This window comes from Burkholderia sp. Ax-1719 (genome assembly GCF_011753055.1).
In the GTDB taxonomy this organism is placed as follows: domain Bacteria; phylum Pseudomonadota; class Gammaproteobacteria; order Burkholderiales; family Burkholderiaceae; genus Paraburkholderia.
In genome coordinates this window covers 222075-237871 of the sequence record NZ_VWWJ01000004.1, presented here as the reverse complement: position 1 = coordinate 237871, position 15797 = coordinate 222075, and the positions used below count along the sequence as shown (strand labels likewise).

The following is a 15797-nucleotide window of genomic DNA, read 5'->3' as shown; positions in this document are numbered from 1 at the left end:
CTTACTGTGCGGCCACGGCCGCTTGTGTAGCGTGTGCGTCTTGCGCACCGTTGCGCGCGGGATCGGGCGCACCAGGCTTGCGGAACCAGTAATCGATCGCCCACTCTTCGGGCACGTAGGTCACCGGGTCGATCTTCGGGCGGCCGATCGTGGTCTTGAAGGCAATACGCTCGTTGGGCGCGTAATACTCGGGCACGAGGAAATACTCGTTCATCAGCACGCGATCGAGCGCACGTGTAGCGGTTTCGAGATCCGCTAGCGTGTCGGCTTTCTGCACGGCGTCTACCAGTTTGTCGACCGCTGGCATGCGCACGCCTGGATAGTTTTCCGAGCCCACCTGGCTGGCCGCCGCACTGCCGAAACGACGCAACAGTTCCGCGCCCGGGATCGTGGTGGGCGCGTAAATATAGGTAGTCATGTCGTAATCGAAATTGTCGAGCCGCTTCTGATAGAGCGCACTGTCGATCTCGTGCAGATGCGCCTGGATGCCGAGCATGCCGAGCGCCTGCGTGTACGGCAGGATCAGGCGGTCCATGCCGGGCTGATCGTCGATGATCTCGATGGTGAACGCTTCACCAGCGTCATTGCGCAATACGCCGTCGCGATAGTGCCAGCCGGCCTGCGCAAGCAGATCGCGCGCTTCGCGCAGATTGCCGCGCAGCGAATTGGGCGGCAGCGTATTCGGCAACTGGATCATCGGGCCGAATACCTCGGGCGGCAGGCTCGCGCGATACGGTTCGAGCAGCGCCAGCTCCGGCGGCGAAGGCATGCCCTTGGCCGCGAACGGACTCACGTCGAAATAACTCTTCAGGCGCGTGTACTGACCGTAGAACATCATGCGGTTCATCCAGTCGTAGTCGAACGCGAGCGAAAGCGCATGGCGCACGCGCACATCCGTGAAGCGGTCCTTACGCGTGTTGATAAGCATGCCCTGGAACTGCGCGGGACTGATGGCGAAATCCCGCTTCTCCAGCATACCGTTCTTGAAATTCTTGCCCACATACTTGCGCGCCCACTGCGTCGCGCTGTATTCGACCCGCACGTCGGCGTCGCCCGCCTTGAAGGCTTCGAGCATCGTATATTGATCGACGTACAGATTGAAGACGATGCGCTGGAAGCGAAACATGCCGCGCCGCGTGGGTAGATCCGCGGCCCAGTATTGCGGGTTGCGGCGGTAGACGATCTGCTTGTCGTTCTTGCGCGATTCGATCAGATACGCGCCGCTCGCGATCGGCGGCACATTCGAGAGCTGATCGAAGGGAATCGTGGTGCCGTCGGCTCTCTTCGCCCACTTTGGCGAGAAGATCGGCAAATCGCCCGCAATCAGCGGCGCGTCGCGTTCGGCGCGGCGGAATTCGAAGCGCACGGTTTTTGCGTCGACCACCACGGCGCGCTTGATCACCGAAAACTGCGCGTTGAATAACGGTGACGCCTGCGGACTCGTCAGGATATCGAAAGAATATTTGACGTCCGCTGCGGTGATGGGATCGCCGTTGGAAAAGCGCGCACGCGGATCGATATGAAAGGTCGCCGAGCTGAGATCGGGCGCGACGTCCACGCTTTGCGCGATCAGCGGATATTCGGAGGCGAGTTCGTCCCAGCTGCGCTGCATCAGCGTATCGAACATCAGGCTCTGGATGTCCGGCGCGGGCGCGCCGCGCACGAGGAACGGATTGAGCGAGTCGTAGCTCTGCGCCTCGTTGAAATTCTGGAAGCTCAGGCTGCCGTCGGTGGGCGCACCGGGATCGGCGTAATCGAAATGGGTGAAATCGGGCGGATACTTCGGCGCATCGTACTGCGCGATCGCCGTGGCCGCCTGCGCCGCCGGTATCAGCGCGGGCACGAACGCCGCTGCAAACGCGCACGCCGCTGTCACGGCGCGTGCACAGTTCGTGAGTCTCATCTTCGGTCTTTCGGTCCGCATGGTTTGCGTTTGGGGGCGCGCGACGCGAGGACAGCTTCGCGCCGCGGCCTTCGGTGCGTCCCTGGTAAGGACAGGGCCGGTTGCCCGGCCCGCTACTGCCCTGCTACCACGTCTGCTGCTACTTTTAGAACTTGTACGTCGCGCCGATCTGGATATAACGGCCGATGTAGTTGTAGAGCGACTGGTCGTAACCGGTCTGGTCGATTGCGCCCAGCCAGAGCGGATCGTACGGAGGCGCCTTGTTGAAGATGTTGTTGATGCCGCCGTAGATGGTCCAGTGCTTGAAGCCCGAGTATGCGACGTTCAGGTTGAACTGGCTATACGAGGCCGTCGAATAGTTCAGGCCAAGCGCATCCGAATACGGCCCGACATATTGCCATTCGAGCGTGCCATTCCACTTGTGCCAGTTCCACGACAGGTCGGTCGTACCCTTCCAGCGCGGGAACGAACCGCCAAACGGCTGGGCGAGCGTCGAGTCGTTGCCCGCGCCGTCGACCGTACCGGTCTCGGAGCCGATGCCGTCCATCTTGAAGTGCCACACATAGGCCCAGTCCGCCGACAGCGTGAAGCGGCCGATCTGCGTGTTGACCGACTGGCTGAAGGTCGTTTCGAAGCCCGAGGTGTCGAACGAGCCGAGGTTTTGATACGGTTCGACCATGTAGGCAATCGAACCGTCCGGGTTGTAGACCGTCTTGGCAGTATCGACCACCGCGCCAATTGCGTGATCCACATGGATCTTGTAGAAGTCGAAGCCAATATCGGTGCCGCGCGCCGGCGAAAGCTGGAAGCCGATGTTGTAGTTCTTCGTGCGTTCAGGCTGCAAGCTGGTGTTGCCGGTCGTCACAACCGTTTCGTCCGCGCCGTTGGGGCCCACTGGCGAGATGCCGGTACTCGTCGAGTTGGTATTCTCGACGAAGGTCGGTGCGCGGAAACCGCGATTGAACGACCCGTACATCGTCAGTTGCTGGATCGGCTGGAAGCGCAGCGCGAAGCGCGGCGAGAAAGCACCGCCAAAATCGCTGTAATGGTCGTAGCGGCCCGACTGGCTGAAGGTCAGCATCTTTTGCCACAGCGGAATGTCAACCTGGTAATACACCGCCGCGACGTTGCGCTCGCCGTTGACGGATTGCAGCGTCGGATTGAGCACCGAGCCGTCGTTCGTATTCGCGCCCTGAGCAATGCGTTCGCTCTGGTGCGTGAACTGGCTGCCAAGACCGAGGCCCACGTCGCCGGTCGGAATGTGGAACAGATTCGGTGTGGACAGCGTGGCATCGACGACATCGAGCTTCGACACTGCGATGTTGTTCGTGTCGGTGAATACGCCATTGAGGCCATTCGGCGTCGCGGCGGGATTCGCGAAGTCATAGGTGCCGTTCGCCAGCATCGACTCCACGCCAGCAACGCTGAGCTGCCCGGTCGTCGTGTTGGTCACCGTGCTTTGAGAATGACCATACGACAACGCCCAGTCCCAGTCCTGCTTCGAGAGCGAGAAGTTGCCCTTGATGCCCATCGCCGCGCGATAGAAGTTCGCTTCGGTGGTGTCGGACACCGTGTTGGGCAGCCACGTGAACAGCGTCGCATCGGTGCCGTACGGGTTATACGGGTTGCTGGCCGGCACGATGGCCTGCCACGCGGAAAGCGTGCCAGTCGCCGGGTTGTAGACGGTCTTGTTGCCGAGATAGGAGGCGAAGTTGTTGGTGACCGTCTTGATGTTGCTTTCCCAGAGGTCGGCCCATGCGGTCGTGTTGTCGTTGACCTTGAAGTCGGCGTGAACCTTTGCGTTCCAGCGCTCGGTCCACGGGTCGATCGAGGCCGATTCCGCGGTGTTGTGGCCGCAGACGGTGCCGCCCGAGGCCGCGCCCGTGCTGGTTGCAATGACGTTGCCGCTGAACGGCTGGACCGTACCCAGGCAGGGGCCCAGCGCCTGGGCGAGACCGGTGGTCGGATTGAGCCAGTACGATGGCGACATCACCGAACCGCCATAGCCCTTGTTGCTGAAGTCCTGGTTTTCGGTGGTATCGCGATCCGCCAGCGTGAAGCCATTCGACTTGTAGTAGCTCGCCGTGGCCGTCACGTTGAAGCGGTCGCTCGTGAGATTGCCGAAGCCGCCAAGAATGCCGAACTTGGTCGTGCCCGCGCCGCCTTGCGTCGCGCCGCCGTAGCTGCCGTCCAGCTGCAGGCCCTGAAAATCGTGTTTCGTGATGATGTTAACCACGCCGGCAATGGCGTCCGAGCCGTACTGCGAAACCGCGCCGGTCTTGACCACTTCGATGCGCTCGACCGCGTTCAGAGGAATGGCGTTCAGGTCGAAGAAGGTGTCGGTGCCATTCACGGCGAAGCCATATGGCGCGACGCGCTGACCATCGATCAGCACCAGCGTGTATTTTTCGCTCAGGCCGCGCAGCGCGATGCCCGCGCCGCCCGCCGCGAAGCTGTCGTCGTTCGACTCGCCCCAGCTATTGGCCGAGTTCGCCGAGATCGTGCGCATATAGTCCGAGACGCTTGTCGCGCCGGAGTTCTGGATCTGCTGCGGCGTGATCGTCTGCACCTGCTGGAAACCGGTCTTGTCGGACTGGCGAATCAGCGACCCAGTGACTTCGAACTTCTTGAGCTGCGCCACGTTCTGGCCATTTGCCTTGGCCGACGTGGACGATGCTGCTGCGGCGTCCGAGGCGTCCACCGGTGCAGCCGCCGTTGCGCCGCCCGCTGCGGCAGGCTGGCTTTGCGCAAACACGGGCGCCGCGATAGCCGCCGATAGTGCGAGTTCCGCCCAGATTATCCTTTTGATGGCTAGCGCCAAAACCCTCTGTTTCACGTTTTCCCCTTCTCACTCGTCAGTCACGCCCACTTGCGTCATGCGGAGCGAAGTCTTATGAACCTCGCCATCGATAGACGACGCTGTCGCGTCGCGCCCCATTGCGTGAATCGTCCTGACTGCGCGGTCAAGCCTGTCAGGACGATCCGCTCAAATTACACTTTTAAAATCGGACTACTAACGGCTACCACAGCGTATGCGCCATGCAATCGATGGTTCGAACAGCATTGCGGGCGCCTTCGTTCCGCGCGACGCCCCTGTTGCGTCGCCCTGTTGCCTTCCTGAATCGCGCGGATGAAGTCTCTTTAACCTATGCACTGCTAATGTTTTTATTTCAATGAAGCGGCGGTTTATCCGCTCCAACTGCAACAACCACTGTTAGATCAGCTTTGGCGTTCCCACCCACACGAATACGCTTTCCGTATCCGTTGGATTGGCCCAGCCATGCGGCGCGGCCGATTCGAAATGCGCCGTATCGCCGGCTCGCAGGACGAAGGTGTTGTCCTCGAGCGTCAACGACACTTCGCCGCTCAGCACGTACATGAACTCTTCCGCCGACTGCGCGGCGACTTCGAAATGCTGCGCGCCCGCCGGGATTTTCACGAGCTGCGCTTCCAGACTGAGATTGCCGTCCGGTTTCGTCAGATAACCGTACTGATTCTGCGAACCGCTGAAACCCTTGAATGTCATGCGCTCAGCGCGTCGTACGATCTGCGCCTCGCCCGGCGTCTCGATGAAGTACTGCAAGGCCACACCGAGCGCCCGCGCAATGCCAATCAACGCACGCAGCGACGGCGTGGCGTGACCGCGTTCCACCTGCGAGAGATAAGGCTTCGAAATACCCGCCTGTGCCGCGGTTTCATCCAGAGTGAGTCTGAGCCGCTGGCGCAGGGTGCGAATGCGGCGGCCGGTAATGGCTGCAACGTATGCCTTGTCGTTCAGTGATGAAACCATAGCAAGACAAAATAGCAATCAAAAATTGTTTGATTAGATAGAACAACTTTTTATTAGCGCAGCACCTCCCGCTGGCGACTTAAAAAAGCCACGCTTTCATTTCCATTCGTTTGAATGCGCCACCGCCTGGCAATCAGGATTTCGCTGCGATCAACAACCAGAGCTGCGCCAGATCCGCCGCGCCATCGGTGCCCTTCACGGACTTGAACGCCGCGACCGCCCGCGCTTTCTGGCCAGCGAAGTAATATGCCTCGCCCAGCCTCAAACGCGCCATATCGGGATGATCCACCCCCTTCGCCAGCGCGGCATCCATTGCGGCAAAGCCGGCCTGCTGCTGGCCCGCGAACACCTGATTGAAGCCGACGTCGAACGGCGCGACCGGATTCTGCGGATCGGCAGGCGCGCTTGCGCGCTTCGCGGCGAGCGCCTGCAAACGTCGCTCGCGATCGGCCTGCGCGTCATGCCCCAGCACACCACTGGAGAAGCCCTGATCGACGATCTGTTTGCCCTCGGCGACCGAACCGGACACGATTGCGAGCTGCGTCATCTCCATGTAGTCGTCCGCGCTCGCAAGCGACCCGGCGGCGCGGCGCAGACGATAGACATCCACGTCGAGCGCGGACAGATAGCCCGGCTTGCTGCGGATCGCGTGAATCAGGTCCGTCCAGTATTCAGGCTTTGGGTGAAAGGCCACCAGCCTTTCGAGCGCACCGCGATACGCGGCCGGATCGTTGGCGCGCTGCGCGACGGTGCCCAGCAATTGCAGTTGCGCTTCGTCCGGCGTGTGGCCCGCGCGCGTTTGCGCGTCGACGCTCGATTTGAGCAGCGTAAGTGCGCCCGCGTTGTCGCCCGACAGGTAGTACGACTCGATCAGCAAGGTCTGCATCTGCGGGTCGCCGCCGCCCAGCTTCTGATAGCGCTGTGCTGCGCTGATCGCCTTTGCGTATTCCTTTTGCTGAAAATACAGCCCGGCAAGCGCCGCCGCCGTGCGCTGGCCGTCTTCGCCCTTCACCTGACCGCTTGCCAGCAGCGTTTCGTACGCGTGCTCAGCGGTGGCGTTATCGCCAGCGGCAGCCGCCGTTGCCCCGCGCATCTCCTCGATGGTGACGGTTTCATAGTCGGTGCGATTGGGCACGGCGGCGGCCTGCGAAATCTTCGCGAGCGCCTCCGAATAACGATGCGCCCGGTAGAGCGTCTGGGCGTCGTTGAGCGGCTTCGCCACTTCCGGACGCAGCGTCTGCGCCTGCGCCGTGTGGACGGCGAATGGCGCCACGCCAAGCGCCGCGCTCAACACTGCGAGTCTGAATCGATGTGCAATACGCGTCACGTCATTCCTCACTGCATGTACTGTTCATTGCCGATCAAACCGATCTTCGTCGCGCCCACACGCTGCGCCGCCGCCATCACGGCAGCCACGTCGCGATACGGCACGAGCCGGTTCGGCCGTAGATGAATCTCAGGCTGGTCGGCTTGCGCCGCCGCCTGCGAGAGCCGCGATTCCAGATCCGCCTGCGTGGGCACGGGCTGCCCGTTCCACGTCGTCGTACCGTCGAAGTCGATGTCGATCTGCACAATCTGCGGCTGCGTGATCGGCGGCGGCGGATTGCCCACCGGCAGATTCATCTTGATCGAATGCATCTGGATCGGAATGGTGATGATCAGCATGATCAGCAGCACCAGCATCACGTCGATGAGCGGCGTAGTGTTGATGTCCACCATCACCTCCGGCTCGCCACCGCCGCCCGAAGACACGTTCATACCCATGACTTCCCCCTGCCCCGCAAAACGGGCATCTAGCTACTGCATTGACTCTGTGAAGCGCACCCGCATGGGGTGCTGCCGCGCTCAAACGTCCGCTCAGCCGCTCGATCAACCACCCCGCGGCGGCGGCTCGGTGATGAACGACACCTTGGCGATGCCCGCGCGCTCGCACGCGGTGAGGACGCGACCGATGAACTCGTAGCGCGTGCCCTGATCGCCACGGACATGCACCTCCGGCTGCGGCGTCTGCTGCGAGACCGACTTCAGCCGCGCGAGCATCGTGGGCGCATCGACCAACGCCTCGTTCCAGAAGAAGTTGCCGTCGCGGTTGATGGCGATCTCGACGCTTTTCGGCGTCGTCTGCAACGGCTGCACCGTTTCCTTGGGCAACTGCACGGGCACGGTATGCGTCACCACCGGAATCGTGATCAGGAAAATGATCAGCAAAACCAGCATCACGTCGACGAGCGGCGTCGTATTGATGGCGGAGATGACTTCGTCCTCGCCGCCCTCCTGTCCCACGCTCATGGCCATGGCGTATCTCGCTCGCTGGATTATTCGGCCATCGCGACATTGCGCGACGCGGAACGGACGTTGCGTTTGCCGCCTGCGAGCAGCACCGCATGCAACTGGGCGCCGAAGGCGCGCACGCGTTCCATCACGGCCTTGTTACGGCGCACGAGGAAGTTGTAGCCGAGCACCGCCGGCACGGCGACCGCCAGACCGATTGCCGTCATGATCAGCGCCTCGCCCACCGGGCCCGCGACCTTGTCGATCGAGGCCTGCCCGGCGATACCAATTGCCGTCAGCGCGTGATAGATGCCCCAGACCGTGCCGAACAGGCCGACGAACGGCGCAGTGGAACCCACCGTACCGAGGAACGCCAGGCCGTCCTGCAGCCGATTGGAGACGCTGGTGATCGAGCGCTCGACCGACACGTCGATCCACGTATTGCGATCGACCGCTTCAAGCAGCGCATCGTCGTGATGCTCGCCCGCTTCGATGGCCGATTCGGCGATAAAGCGGAACGGCGAGGCCTCTTCAAGCTGCTTCGCGCCATCGGCCAGCGTGGGCGCGCTCCAGATCTGCTCGTCCGCCGATTTGGCGCGGCGATTCGCGCGGGCCTGCTCAAGGAACTTGGTGACCATGATGTACCAGCTGCCCATCGACATGATCACGAGCAGCAGCAGCACGAAGCGCGCAACGAAGTCGCCGTTTTTCCACAACGCACCGAGTCCATAGGGGTTGCTCACGGTCTCGGACGTAGCGGGCGCCGGCGGCGGTTGATCCGCTGCCGAGGCGGGCGCGGGCGCCGCTGAAAGGGTGGCCGCGTTGCTGGCCGCATCCGTCGTGGCTGCTGCGGCGGGCGCGCCTGACGTGCTTGATGCGCTTGTGTCGCTTGCCTGCGCATGGGCAAGCGTGGGTAGGACAACAGTGTCAACCGCGGCTGCGGCGATCACCATGCTGGCCGCCAGTGCGGCGAAAGAACGCTTCTTCATGCCTGCTCCAGTTCATTTGTACAACTTACGAATCGTGACTGATAAATCGCCACCCGAATGCTGCCGTGCGCGCCTCAGTTGAGGTTGAAGGAGAACGGCACCTGCACGCGGACCGGCTGCCCCTGCGAAATGCAATTGAACTGCTTGACTGCGTTGAAGGCCGCCCGGTCGAGGCTTTCCTCGTCGGAGGACTTCGCAATGCGTTCGTTCGTGACGTGACCTTGCGGATCGACGACGAACTCGACGAGCACATCGCCGGTTACATTGTTTTCCTGCGCCTGCTGCGGATATTTGATGCTCGAACGGATCTGATCCGAGTTCGGGCACACCACGCCTACCTCGTGACTGACCGGTTTGGCCGGCGCAGCGGGTGCGGGCGGCGCGGGCGGAGCCGTCACAGGCGCGCTGGGCGTCGGCGTAGCCGCGTGGGTAATGGTGGCCTGCGGCGGCGCCTGCACCGGCACCTCGGGCGGCGGCACGAACGGCGGCGGTGGCGGCGCGAACTTCGGCGGCGGCAATTGCACGGTGGGCAATGGCGGCGGAGGCGGCGGCGTCACCGGCTTGATGATCTTCGTTTCGATCGGATGCTGGATCACCTGCACGACCTTGGTCGCCAGACCATTGATCAAGGCATAGATCAACACAATATGGAGCAACAGGACAATCGCGATACCGCCGAAGCGGCGCACCGGATTCTGCTGCTTGCGGCCAAACTCTCGCGGCCGGGCGGGCCGCGCGACGCCCGCCTGTTGCAAACTGACTTCCCCTTTCATCACCACCGTCGCTCCCTTGGGCGCAATGCACCCATTCTCTGCGGCGCCGGACCGTACCGACGAGCGGACGCGGCCCATCACACCGGGCAATTCACTTCATTGGCAGTACGAATCTAATGTCGTGCGTCAGACAGGATCAAGACAACGACAATCCGTGCGATAGCAGCGGACTGTTTGCAGGATTGGCGCCTCGCTCACCGCTCTCTCGTGTCACGGCATAGCACAGTGACAATTGTGTGGCGAAGCGCACATTCCGTTTTGTGGACTGAAAGATAGCAAGTAAAAAACTCGCTAGCAAACTTTTTTTGATGCGGGAATACGACGTTTATAAAACCCCTCTAAAACGCCAGAAATCCTGTCAGAACGAGGTTACAGCCATTGACCAGTCTTTATTTTAGGTGCAGCATCGCATCAGTCTTACAAATAGAAAGCTATAAAATTTCAAAACCAATTCAATTCCGCTTTATTAAACAATTTGGTGCATCGCACATAAAGCGCTACAAAATGGTGCATGCGAACCGCATTAAAAGCCATTAAAAAACCACTTATCGGGGCAAATACCAATCACTGACAATTTCGCGATAACGCGCTATCACTATCAAAAAATCACTTCGCATTCCGACCCATATTCTGAACTTGCCATGCAATCAGAACATGTGCAGACTGCATATGTGTGCAATGCATATATCTGGGTGCCACATGACGCAGCGTACGGAAAACCTCCTAGGCGCGCTCGCCGTTCTTGTAACGGATGAGTTGTACGCGCTCAATACCCTCCCCGCTCTTGCCGGCGCCACTGCACGCGCCATGCTGAATGCAATCGACCAATATCCGGGCGCGTCTATCGAGGTGTTGCGCGAGTCCGTCGCGCTCTCACATCCCGCAGCCGTGCGCGCGGTGGCGGGTCTGGTTGAAGCAGGTCTGGTCGAGAAGCTCGCGGGCGCCGACAAACGCTCCGTATCCATCGCGCTGAGTGCTGCTGGCCGACGCGAGGTCAAGCGCCTGCGACGTGCGCGGGAAGCCATGCTGACGCGCATCGTGGGACACCTGGATCCGAAAGATCGCGCGGCGCTGGAAGGCATGCTGATCAAGATGCTCTGGCACGAGACGCGCGATTCGTCACACGCCATGCAGTTATGTCGCTTTTGCGACGAGGGGCCGTGCCTGAACGCCGGTTGCCCCATCGAATGCCGCGGAGAAGGGTTGCCGATGCCATCCCGGGACGCTCCGTGAAACCGGCAGCGCCGGTGCGCTGGCCGGCCATCGCCGCGCTCACCTGTGTATCGACCTTTGCGCAGATCGGCCAGTTCGGCTTGGGCTTTATCGTGCTGCCAGTCTGGCTTGCACATCAAGGGTTGGACGCGCAACGCGCCGGCATCTTCGCTGCTTCACAATGGGCAGGCATGCTTGCCGGTCTGGTACTGGCTCCTGTTTTCGCCACGCGGTTTGGCGCGAAGCGAACGGTTACGCTTGGTCTTGCCGCCAGCGTGGCAGCGTTCCTGGCGGCGAACTGGCTGTGGTGGCCGCTCTGGATCATACCAGGCGTGCTGAGCGGATTCGGTATTGGATTGCGTTGGATTGCTAACGAATCGTGGCTGTACAGTCTCGTACCCGAAAGGCTGAGCGGGCGCGTGGTGGGCGTGCACGAAACCCTGATTGCGAGCGCGGGTGTCATCGCCCCGGCACTGGCGGCATGGTGCGGACCGAGTGGGGCCATGACAATGATGGCCGGTGTGTCATTCACATGCGCCGCGGCGATACCGCTCTGGCTCACGACATCGACGCAATCAGCCCTGCCGGTCACAACTGAGGCAGCCGGTCTGAAGGATGCCCGTGGCGCTCCAGTCAGCGCACTCGTCTATCTCGGCATGATCGTGGTCGCGGTTGGCGGCTTCAGCGACGGCGCGCTTTATGGCCTCTTCCCGCTTTACGCGGCGGCACGCTCGATGAGTGCAACGCAGGCTGCTGTGCTCCTCTCCTGCCTGGGACTGGGCGGCATGGCGCTGCAATATCCGGTTGGCTGGATGGCTGACCGCATCGGACTAGGTTTCACCGTGATCGTGTGCGCGATACTCAGTACGCTGGCGCTGGCCGCCTTCGCGCTCGCGCAACCTGCAACATGGATGCTTCCAGCATGCGGCTTTGCGGCCGGAGGCATGAATAGCGCCTTCATCACGCTAGGAATGTACGCCGCCGCATGCAGCGATAAAACCGCCCTCATTCGCAACATGCGGCTGGTCTCCCTCACATTCACGGCCAGCTCGATAGTTGGACCGCTTGTTGCGAGCGCCGCGATGAAGGTGTTTGGCGATGACGTGCTGATGTGGCCACTCGCCATCGCAAGTGCGGCGTTAGCCCTCTTTACGCTGGGCATCTGCGAAGGCCGGCGTCAGCGCAGTGCTGCTGCGCCGGTGAATTGAGCACCGACTGTCTCGCTATGTACTGCCAATCAATCTGAAGAAATAACGCACGGCGCTTTCCTCACTTCGTCAGCCTGCCCGCAGCTTCGCGGCGTTGCTCTGCGCAAGGAACTGGCGGATACGCGCGAGGTGCAGGTCGCCGACCGCCGTATGCGCCGACTTGCCCGCTACCGCCCGGCGCTGCACCGGCGGCCACGCACCGAGATAGCGGCACAGCGCGGAAACGAAAGGCCGCCGCCCGCCGCTGGTCAGGCGATCGACTGCTGCCTCTACTCGCTTCGCGCCTACGTTTGCGAGCAACCACTCCACGGTCTGACGATCCTCGTCATTCACAATGCGGATGAGCGATTTCATGTAATCCTCCGTACTGTACGTATACACATACTGTTAATTTATACAGTATTTCGCAAATTCGCAAGTTTGGTCGAACACTCCACACACAAAAATAGTGCCAGATTAACCGGTGGTCGCGGTCTGGGGCCAACTGCCAAGGTCGGAGCCCACGCAGAGCTGTTCCATGCCCGCGACGATCGCATAGCAATCCTTATGATTTAAACGCGCGGCCGGATGGTCTGGACACAAGTTCACGAACGCAATGTCCGCCCCACACCCAGCCTCCCGGAGTGCACATCGGCCGGAATCGTCGCGCCTGGTGTTGCGTAACGGTGGCGAGCACAACGATTCACGCCATCGTCATTGTCGACCGCATCTGAATAGTGAATTCAGGATCTCCGTGTTTATCGCGTTTCATGGAATGCCTACCATAGCGAACGGCCTTCGACACCGCGAGCGTCGCGGCGTGTAGCGCCGCCTCGCCGACAGGCCAGCCACACACACAAAGCGCCGAATAAGCGTCCCGCCGGGCCCTGGCGGCCTTCTTCGGCGCTTTGTAAAGAGAACAGCCATGCACCAGACGACCGAGCAACAGCTATTCGAACATGCCCTGCTGGATCTATTGCTTCCACCAAAGCCGCCCGTCGTGAAGCCTGAAGTGCGTACCGCTCACCGGGGGCGCACGAAGGGCCGGCGTGTGTCGGAACGCAACGAGGGCGCTGAAGCCTCCAGCAGCAAACCCGGTTTTCCGGCCGTGGTAATCGGCCAACTCACCACGCGCACGATTGCGGTTCGCTGGAGCGATTCGCGCTCAGGCTGTTATGGCGAGCAGATCTGGCGGATGTGTCACGCGCGCACGCGCACGCTTTGCGCGGCAACGGGACTTGAAATACAGCCCGGCGATGTGGTCTATCGGCCGACCAGCGGGCGCTATATGGTGCCCTTCAACGACGGCCAGTTGATTCTTGCGTCGGCAGTCGAATATCGCCTCGACTGAGTGGCGCCGCCGTTTCGCCCCGATGGTACGATGATCCGATGCGGTGTATCCGCGGCAAAAGAACCGCGGCGCCGGGCAGAACATCGACAGCTTTCACCGGTCACGAGGCGAGATTTGAAAGAGAAGGCAACGAGCGACGCCGTCGCCGAAACACCCATCAACGGCAAGGCAGTCGTTTGCGATGATGGCTTGAAGCGCCCACCCTGGGCGGTCAGCAATACCTTGCTGCGCGAGTACTACGATTCCGAATGGGGCATGCCGGTACGCGACGAGCGCGGATTGTTCGAGCGCATCAGCCTCGAAGCGTTTCAGTCCGGCCTGTCCTGGCTGATCGTCCTGCAAAAGCGCGAAGCGTTCCGCCAGGCCTTCCGCAATTTCGAACCGGATACCGTCGCGAAGTTTGGCGCACGCGATGTCGAGCGCCTGCTCGCAGACGCCGGCATCATCCGGAACCGGGCGAAAATCGATGCAACGATCAACAACGCCCGCGCAGCCATTGCCCTGCGCGAGGATGGCGGCCTGGTAGAATTCGTCTGGTCATTCAAACCCGCCGTCACACCCGCACCGCTCACGATCGCCGATATTCCCACGTCGTCCGAGGAATCCCTTGCGCTGAGCAAGGCGCTGCGCAAGCGCGGCTTCAAATTCGTCGGCCCCACGACGATGTTCGCGCTCATGGAAGCGGCTGGGATCGTGGATACGCACCTGATCGATAGCCATCGACGCGGCAGTTCGGGAGTATGGACGGCGTGAGAACGCGCTCCACAGCAGCGTGATGCGCAAGCAAGCGAGGCAAACATGAAAAACGAGACGCTCTTCCTGTACAAGATCATGCCCTCTCCGGTGGGCAAGCTCACGCTCGTCGCGCGCGAAAACGCGCTGGTGGCGATCCTCTGGGAGAAAGAGCGCCCTGGGCGCGTACGGCTGGGCACGCTGCAGGAAGCCAATGACGATCCCACGCTGCTGGAAGTAGAGCGTCAGTTGCTTGAGTATTTTGCGGGCAAGCGAAATACCTTCGATGTCCAGATCAATTTCATCGGCACGGAGTTCCAGAAGAAAGTCTGGAACGCGCTGCTAAGCATCCCTTTTGGACAGACCCGCACCTATGCGCAAATCGCCACGCAGATTGGCAATCCCCGGGCGGTACGCGCCGTTGGCGCAGCGAACGGGCGCAATCCTGTTTCGATCATTGCGCCCTGCCACCGTGTGATTGGATCGTCCGGCGAATTGACGGGATTCGCGGGCGGTCTCGCAGCCAAGGAAAGGCTGCTGCTGATCGAAGAGGCAAGCTGGGGCGCAAAGCCCCAGAAGGCGTTGTTCTGATCGATAGTGCGGGATCCCCGGCCCGGGCGTCTCATACAATATCCGTCTTCTCAATCCCCTCTGGACGTACACATTGGACCGACTGGAAGCCATGGAATTGCTGCTGGGCACCGTGGATGCGGGCAGCCTGTCCGCCGCCGCACGGGAGTTGAAGATTCCCGTCACCACGCTGACCCGCAAGGTCGCTGATCTCGAGGAAATGCTCGGCACGCGTCTCTTGATCCGCACCACGCGCAAGATCACGCTGACCGACGCGGGCGCGGCCTACGTTGCCGCTGCGCGGCGCATTCTCGATATGGTCCGCGACCAGGAGCATGAGGCAACCGGTGAATTCACCAGCGCGCGCGGGGAACTGGTGGTCACCGCGCCCGTGCAGCTTGGCCGCCTTCACGTTCTGCCCGTCATCAACCAGTTTCTGGCCCAGTATCCGGACATCACCGTGCGGCTGCTGCTCTCGGACCGCAATATCGACCTGATCGATTCGCACGCCGATCTCGCCGTGCGGATTGGCGAATTAGCCGACAGCAATATGATCGCCACGCGGGTTGGCTCGCTGCGGCCGATTCTTTGCGCGAGCCCCGATTTCATCGGCCAACACTCCGTTCCGCACGATCCCGCCGAACTGCCGAAATATTCGTGCGTGGTGTTCAACAGCCCTTATCTGTCTCCGTGGCGCTTTCGCCTGCCATCGACGGGCAAGCTGCTGACGCTTGAAGTCAAGGCGCGACTCGAAGTGACCGCGCCCGATGCGGCAGTGAGTGCGGCCGTGGACGGCGTGGGCATCACACTGGTCTTCGAGCACGACGCCGACGCCGCGCTCAAAGCCGGGCAACTGCAGATCCTGCTTCCTCAATTCGAGGTGGATCCTGTGCCGGTTCATCTGGTGCACGTGTCCAGAAACCTTATGGCGATCAAGCTGCGCAACTTCATCGACTTTGCCGCGCCCAGGCTACGACAATCGTTGTCCGGCTTCGGCAAGCAGCAGAAAAGCTGACGCG

14 protein-coding genes and 1 pseudogene are annotated in these 15797 nt (G+C 61.4%); 6 read left to right on the top strand and 9 right to left on the bottom strand.

Translation table 11 applies throughout. From position 1 onward, the window contains the following. Window position 1 precedes the first annotated feature (1 nt). The 8 genes from F3J17_RS10610 to F3J17_RS10575 all read right to left on the bottom strand — a co-directional run bounded on the left by F3J17_RS10610 (window position 2) and on the right by F3J17_RS10575 (window position 9726). Window positions 2-1903, bottom strand: a complete 1902-nt coding sequence (locus F3J17_RS10610; protein ID WP_167057194.1) for an extracellular solute-binding protein — start codon at window positions 1901-1903, stop codon at window positions 2-4. Window positions 1904-2048: 145 nt separating this feature from the next. Further along, window positions 2049-4739 carry a TonB-dependent receptor gene (locus tag F3J17_RS10605; RefSeq protein WP_167057191.1) on the bottom strand — a complete coding sequence of 897 codons (2691 nt, stop codon included), beginning with the start codon at window positions 4737-4739 and terminating at the stop codon, window positions 2049-2051. Between the two features lie 378 nt (window positions 4740-5117). Continuing rightward, complete coding sequence (locus F3J17_RS10600; protein WP_167057188.1) at window positions 5118-5693, bottom strand: XRE family transcriptional regulator; 576 nt, start codon at window positions 5691-5693, stop codon at window positions 5118-5120. A gap of 133 nt (window positions 5694-5826) precedes the next feature. After that, on the bottom strand, window positions 5827-7011 hold the full coding sequence (locus F3J17_RS10595; RefSeq protein ID WP_167057804.1) for a tetratricopeptide repeat protein: 1185 nt from the start codon (window positions 7009-7011) through the stop codon (window positions 5827-5829). 17 nt (window positions 7012-7028) lie between these two features. Further along, window positions 7029-7457 (bottom strand): biopolymer transporter ExbD, encoded by a 429-nt coding sequence (locus F3J17_RS10590; protein ID WP_167057186.1) that lies wholly within the window; start codon window positions 7455-7457, stop codon window positions 7029-7031. Between the two features lie 105 nt (window positions 7458-7562). Beyond that, window positions 7563-7988: a biopolymer transporter ExbD gene (locus tag F3J17_RS10585; RefSeq protein ID WP_167057183.1), complete on the bottom strand. Its 426-nt coding sequence runs from the start codon at window positions 7986-7988 to the stop codon at window positions 7563-7565. Between the two features lie 20 nt (window positions 7989-8008). Continuing rightward, a complete protein-coding gene (locus F3J17_RS10580) occupies window positions 8009-8953 on the bottom strand; it encodes a MotA/TolQ/ExbB proton channel family protein (RefSeq protein ID WP_167057180.1) in 945 nt (314 codons plus the stop codon). Between the two features lie 74 nt (window positions 8954-9027). Continuing rightward, complete coding sequence (locus F3J17_RS10575) at window positions 9028-9726, bottom strand: energy transducer TonB (protein ID WP_167057177.1); 699 nt, start codon at window positions 9724-9726, stop codon at window positions 9028-9030. A gap of 699 nt (window positions 9727-10425) precedes the next feature. Here F3J17_RS10575 and F3J17_RS10570 point away from each other — a divergent pair. Both F3J17_RS10570 and F3J17_RS10565 read left to right on the top strand, forming a co-directional pair. Further along, a complete protein-coding gene (locus F3J17_RS10570; RefSeq protein ID WP_167057174.1) occupies window positions 10426-10959 on the top strand; it encodes a MarR family winged helix-turn-helix transcriptional regulator in 534 nt (177 codons plus the stop codon). Further along, window positions 10863-12146: an MFS transporter gene (locus tag F3J17_RS10565; RefSeq protein WP_240160899.1), complete on the top strand. Its 1284-nt coding sequence runs from the start codon at window positions 10863-10865 to the stop codon at window positions 12144-12146. The genes F3J17_RS10570 and F3J17_RS10565 overlap by 97 nt, the downstream gene beginning before the upstream one ends. Before the next feature lie 69 nt (window positions 12147-12215). Here the strand turns inward: F3J17_RS10565 and F3J17_RS10560 are convergent, their stop codons facing one another. Continuing rightward, the gene (locus F3J17_RS10560) at window positions 12216-12500 is read right to left on the bottom strand and encodes a hypothetical protein (RefSeq protein WP_167057171.1); all 285 of its coding nucleotides are present in this window, start codon (window positions 12498-12500) and stop codon (window positions 12216-12218) included. Between the two features lie 550 nt (window positions 12501-13050). On the opposite strand from F3J17_RS10560, the gene F3J17_RS10555 reads away from it, so the two are divergent. From F3J17_RS10555 to F3J17_RS10540, 4 genes and pseudogenes are all read left to right on the top strand, one after another. Further along, window positions 13051-13476 carry a DUF3331 domain-containing protein gene (locus F3J17_RS10555; RefSeq protein WP_167057168.1) on the top strand — a complete coding sequence of 142 codons (426 nt, stop codon included), beginning with the start codon at window positions 13051-13053 and terminating at the stop codon, window positions 13474-13476. Next, on the top strand, window positions 13477-14229 hold the full coding sequence (locus F3J17_RS10550; protein WP_345891164.1) for a DNA-3-methyladenine glycosylase I: 753 nt from the start codon (window positions 13477-13479) through the stop codon (window positions 14227-14229). A 45-nt stretch (window positions 14230-14274) separates the two neighbouring features. After that, window positions 14275-14757: pseudogene (locus tag F3J17_RS10545) on the top strand (methylated-DNA--[protein]-cysteine S-methyltransferase); the annotation flags it as partial. A 115-nt stretch (window positions 14758-14872) separates the two neighbouring features. Further along, a complete protein-coding gene (locus F3J17_RS10540; protein WP_167057162.1) occupies window positions 14873-15793 on the top strand; it encodes a LysR family transcriptional regulator in 921 nt (306 codons plus the stop codon). Window positions 15794-15797 lie beyond the last annotated feature (4 nt).

Coding starts and splice junctions, on each gene's coding strand:
- F3J17_RS10610 (WP_167057194.1), bottom strand. CDS start 1,903: ATGAGACTCACGAACTGTGCACGCGCCGTGACAGCGGCGTGCGCGTTT.
- F3J17_RS10600 (WP_167057188.1), bottom strand. CDS start 5,693: ATGGTTTCATCACTGAACGACAAGGCATACGTTGCAGCCATTACCGGC.
- F3J17_RS10590 (WP_167057186.1), bottom strand. CDS start 7,457: ATGGGTATGAACGTGTCTTCGGGCGGCGGTGGCGAGCCGGAGGTGATG.
- F3J17_RS10585 (WP_167057183.1), bottom strand. CDS start 7,988: ATGGCCATGAGCGTGGGACAGGAGGGCGGCGAGGACGAAGTCATCTCC.
- F3J17_RS10580 (WP_167057180.1), bottom strand. CDS start 8,953: ATGAAGAAGCGTTCTTTCGCCGCACTGGCGGCCAGCATGGTGATCGCC.
- F3J17_RS10575 (WP_167057177.1), bottom strand. CDS start 9,726: ATGAAAGGGGAAGTCAGTTTGCAACAGGCGGGCGTCGCGCGGCCCGCC.
- F3J17_RS10570 (WP_167057174.1), top strand. CDS start 10,426: ATGACGCAGCGTACGGAAAACCTCCTAGGCGCGCTCGCCGTTCTTGTA.
- F3J17_RS10565 (WP_240160899.1), top strand. CDS start 10,863: ATGTCGCTTTTGCGACGAGGGGCCGTGCCTGAACGCCGGTTGCCCCAT.
- F3J17_RS10560 (WP_167057171.1), bottom strand. CDS start 12,500: ATGAAATCGCTCATCCGCATTGTGAATGACGAGGATCGTCAGACCGTG.
- F3J17_RS10555 (WP_167057168.1), top strand. CDS start 13,051: ATGCACCAGACGACCGAGCAACAGCTATTCGAACATGCCCTGCTGGAT.